This is a genomic window from Streptomyces sp. NPDC001156, from assembly GCF_053598275.1.
The window spans coordinates 1-3851 of record NZ_JBSFJX010000394.1; the positions used below are offsets into that span (position 1 = coordinate 1).

Consider the following 3851-nt stretch of genomic DNA (forward strand, 5'->3'; position numbering starts at 1 on the left):
AAGCCCGGGAACAGCCAGCGGTATTGCACGATCGCGTGTCCCGCAGGCCCCTGCGCACCCGCGTCCTCGGCGGGGTCATCAACGAGTACCGATACACGGCTTGAGCTGCAGCGATGACTTTACGAGCCCCACAGGGTGGCCGGCAGTGGTGAGGCGCTGAATATGCTTGGCCGTTCCGATGGCGTGGGTGACGAAGTGCCACGATTGGCCAGCCTGAGCGTCTTGTTCCGTGTGGTCGCTATGGGGTGGCCGAGCGGGTGGTGCCTGAATGCCCACCGCAACCGGCCCTTTGCCCCTCCGCGTCCCACAGACATGACCGCCACCTCATCCGTCGAGACCACCCCCGGGGCACCCTCCTGGCCGCACTGCGGGCACGACGCCACACCGGACAGCGCTGGCTGCCATGGTCGCAGCGTCGAGCCGCACACCGCATGTCTGGCCCACCTTACCGACGCCGACCGCTCCGCCTACTTCGTCGGCCTGCAGATGGGCGCCGACCTCGACCACCGCGGCACCCCCTTCACCGTGGAACTGCTGAACGAACTCCTCGCCGCGCTCACGGACCCCGCCACAAACCGGCCCCACCTGGGCAACGCTCGGTTCGAGGTGGCAGTGTTCAGCGGCGACGCCAGGTTCGACGAGGCGAAGATCAGCGGCGATGCCCGGTTTGACGGAGCGGAGATCGGCGGCGACGCCAGGTTCCATGACGCGGAGATCGGCGGCTACGTCTCGTTCGATCGGGCCAAGATCGGCGGCCGCGCCGTGTTCGGCGCGGTAAAGATCGGCGGCGACGCCAGCTTCGACCGGGCGCAAATTAGCCGCCGCGCCATGTTCGACGGGGCACGGATCGGCGGCGACGCCAGATTTGACCGGGTGAAGGCGAGCGGCCGCGCCGTGTTCAACAGGGCGGAGATCGGCGGAGACGCCAGGTTCTATGGGGCGGAGATCGGCGGCTACGTCTCGTTCGACCATGCGGACGTCGGTGGCGATGCCGTGTTCGACCGGGCGAAATTCAGCGACGTCGCTTGGTTCCGCGGGGTGAAGGTCGGCGGACACGTCTCGTTTCTAGGGGTGGCGTTCGAGCGTGCTGCGGTGATGGGGCCGCTGGTGTGCGCAAGGACGCTGACTCTGTCGGAGGCGGTGTTCGGGGCCGTCGTGACCATCGAGGCCGCAACGGCCGCCCTTCACTGCTGGCGGACGCGGTGGGCCTCAACCGCGGCGCTGCGGCTGCGGCATGCCGCCGTAGACCTGAGCGACGCGGTTTTGGAGTACCCGGTGAGCGTCACCGCCCAATCCCGGCCCTTCGCCGTGCTCGGCCAGGAGATGTCCGAGCCTGGCCTGCGTGATCCCCGCGTGCGGGCCCTATCGCTGCGCGGGGTGGACGCGGCGCACCTAGTGCTCACCGATGTCGACCTCACCGACTGCCGGTTCGCCGGAACCATCCACCTCGACCAGCTGCGGCTGGAGGGGCGCTGCCTCCTACCCGGCCCTCCCTCCGGGCTGCGTTGGCGCGGCGTGTGGCCAGTGCGGTGGACGCCGCGTCGGATGCTGGCCGAAGAGCAGCACTGGCGTGCCGCCCGCCACGCCGCTGCGGATGGCTGGACGCCCGCGCCGGACCGGGTCGGGGCGCTGGAGCCGGCCGCGCTGGCGCCGGTGTACCGGCAGCTACGCAAGGCCTTCGAGGATGGCAAGAACGAACCCGGCGCGGCCGACTTCTACTACGGCGAGATGGAGATGCGCCGCCACGATCCTGACACCCCCCGCGCCGAGCGGGGCCTGCTCACCGCGTACTGGGCACTGTCCGGCTACGGGCTGCGGGCCTCGCGCGCCCTGGGCTGGCTGCTGGCGGCCATGACCGCCACCGTGTTGGCGATGATGCTATGGGGCCTGCCGCAGGAGGACCCGAAGCCGAACAGCACCGGCACCCTCACCGGCCACAGCATCACGCTGACCACCGACACATCCGATCCTGTAAACCCCGACGGGCCATACCGGAAGCGTCTGTCGACCGAGCGGTTCGACAAGTCCCTGCAGGTGGTCATCAACTCGGTGGTCTTCCGCTCCTCTGGCCAGAACCTGACCACCGCCGGCACGTACACCGAGATGGCCTCCCGCCTTGCCGAGCCGGTCCTGCTCGGCCTCGCCATCCTCGCCATCCGCGGCCGGGTGAAACGCTAACCTCCCACCGCAGGCGTTGACCCAGGGCATCGACAGCACGCCCCGTTGACCGCGGCGTCTTTCCGTCACCCCGGGAGGCACATTTCGTCGCTTCCCCTCACCAGCCGACCGTTGCCGGACCGGATCCGCACCTCCGACCGCGACGGAGCGCAAGGTGCTTCCGTTGCGGGCGCCGACGTAGACCGGGGTGGGCTGCTCACGCATGGGCCGCCTCCCAGGCCTGCAGCTCCCGGCACGGTGAAGTCGCCGGCGTACGCCTCAGCCGCTCGCTGCGGCGGGGAGGGTGGGGGAGTTCCAGCGGCCGACTCGGGCGCGGCAGAGAAAACGGCCGTGCTGGCCGCGTACGACCGGATGACGGCCGAGCAGGCGAAGGCGTACCAGCAGGCATCCGCCAAAGGGGACGGCGCTGGAGAAGTACACGACGTACAAGGCGCTTGCCATGATCCGGAATGATCTCGACCGGCTGAAGGGGTCGGGGACGGTCGTGCGGGGCGAGATCGGCCACGACCCGAAGGTGACCGGCCTCGACATGGAGGCCAAGACGCCGAAGGCGACGCTGTCGGACTGCATCGATCTGTCGAAGTACGAGGCATACGACGTGAAGGCGAAGAAGGTGATCCCGCTCCCGACCGCCCAGCCGAAGCGGTACCTCGCCACGGCCAAGGCAGAACGGTGGGCAGACGGCCGGTGGATGGTGGTCGACATCACCACCCAGGGTGGCCGGCCGTGCTGAGACGTGCGGTGGCGGCCGCGACCGTCCTGGCCGCCGGTTTCGCGCCCGTTGCCCATGCCGACGGCGGCGGTACCGGCATCGGCGCACCCGGCTGCGAAGGCGCGACGCTCTACGTCCAGGTGTGCGCCCAGGACGGCGGCAGCGCGCCGGGCACGGGCGGCACGCACGGCGGCAAGGGTTCGGCCGGCGCGTCGCAGGCGGGGGAGTCCAATGCCCCGAAGTGCACCTACACGAGGATGAGCCCGCAGCGGCCGAAGGACAGCCTCATGTACCGCAATCCGCAGCCCGGGAAGACCGGAGCGGTCTACGAGATCCGATGCGAAAGCGGCCTGACGGTCTGGGACTGGATCGCGGACAGCGCCGCGCCCGGCGGACCCGCGATCGATCCGGAAGTCGTCGCGCAGCGTGCGGTGGATTCCATGAAGCTGGTGGGGCCGAAGGTAGCCAGTCCCCGCCCGGCAGGCACGTACGTGGTGGGCATGCCGATGTGGATGTGGGTCGATCAGACCCCGACGACGTACGGGCCGAACACCGCCACGGCGACGGCGGGCGGCGTGACGGTGACGGCCACGGCCAAGGTGTCCACCATCACCTGGGACATGGGCGATGACACGGATCCGGTGGTGTGCCATGGGCCTGGCACCCGGTATGAGCCGTCCCTGGGCAAGGCCACCTCCCCGGACTGCGGCCACGTCTACAAGACCGTCTCTGGTGCCGTCGACGGCCGCTTCCACGGCAAGGCGACGGCCACGTGGACCGTCGACTGGCAGGTCGCCGGGGCGCCGCCGATGCCGGACAGCTCACCGAGGTACGCGAAAGCGCCTTCACCGTCAACGTCCACGAGGCACAGGTACTGCATTGAGGGCCGTACCCCCTCGCAGGAGCGCCCCCGCATCGGCGGGGAAGACGAGACCGAGCCCTACTGCCGTCCAGCCCGACG

The 3851-nt window shown here is 69.9% G+C and carries 4 protein-coding genes; 3 read left to right on the forward strand and 1 reads right to left on the reverse strand.

The features are described 5' to 3' along the window. Positions 1–135: 135 nt before the first annotated feature. The gene (locus ACWDA7_RS51150) at positions 136–2178 is read left to right on the forward strand and encodes a pentapeptide repeat-containing protein (RefSeq protein WP_450614861.1); all 2043 of its coding nucleotides are present in this window, start codon (positions 136–138) and stop codon (positions 2176–2178) included. A gap of 258 nt (positions 2179–2436) precedes the next feature. Here the strand turns inward: ACWDA7_RS51150 and ACWDA7_RS51155 are convergent, their stop codons facing one another. Then, a complete protein-coding gene (locus tag ACWDA7_RS51155) occupies positions 2437–2619 on the reverse strand; it encodes a hypothetical protein (RefSeq protein WP_450614863.1) in 183 nt (60 codons plus the stop codon). On the opposite strand from ACWDA7_RS51155, the gene ACWDA7_RS51160 reads away from it, so the two are divergent. After that, complete coding sequence (locus ACWDA7_RS51160; RefSeq protein ID WP_450614864.1) at positions 2618–2911, forward strand: hypothetical protein; 294 nt, start codon at positions 2618–2620, stop codon at positions 2909–2911. The genes ACWDA7_RS51155 and ACWDA7_RS51160 overlap by 2 nt on opposite strands. Then, positions 2905–3851, forward strand: a 947-nt coding sequence (locus tag ACWDA7_RS51165; RefSeq protein WP_450614866.1) for a hypothetical protein, incomplete at its 3' end; no start/stop codon positions are given. The genes ACWDA7_RS51160 and ACWDA7_RS51165, both read left to right, overlap by 7 nt.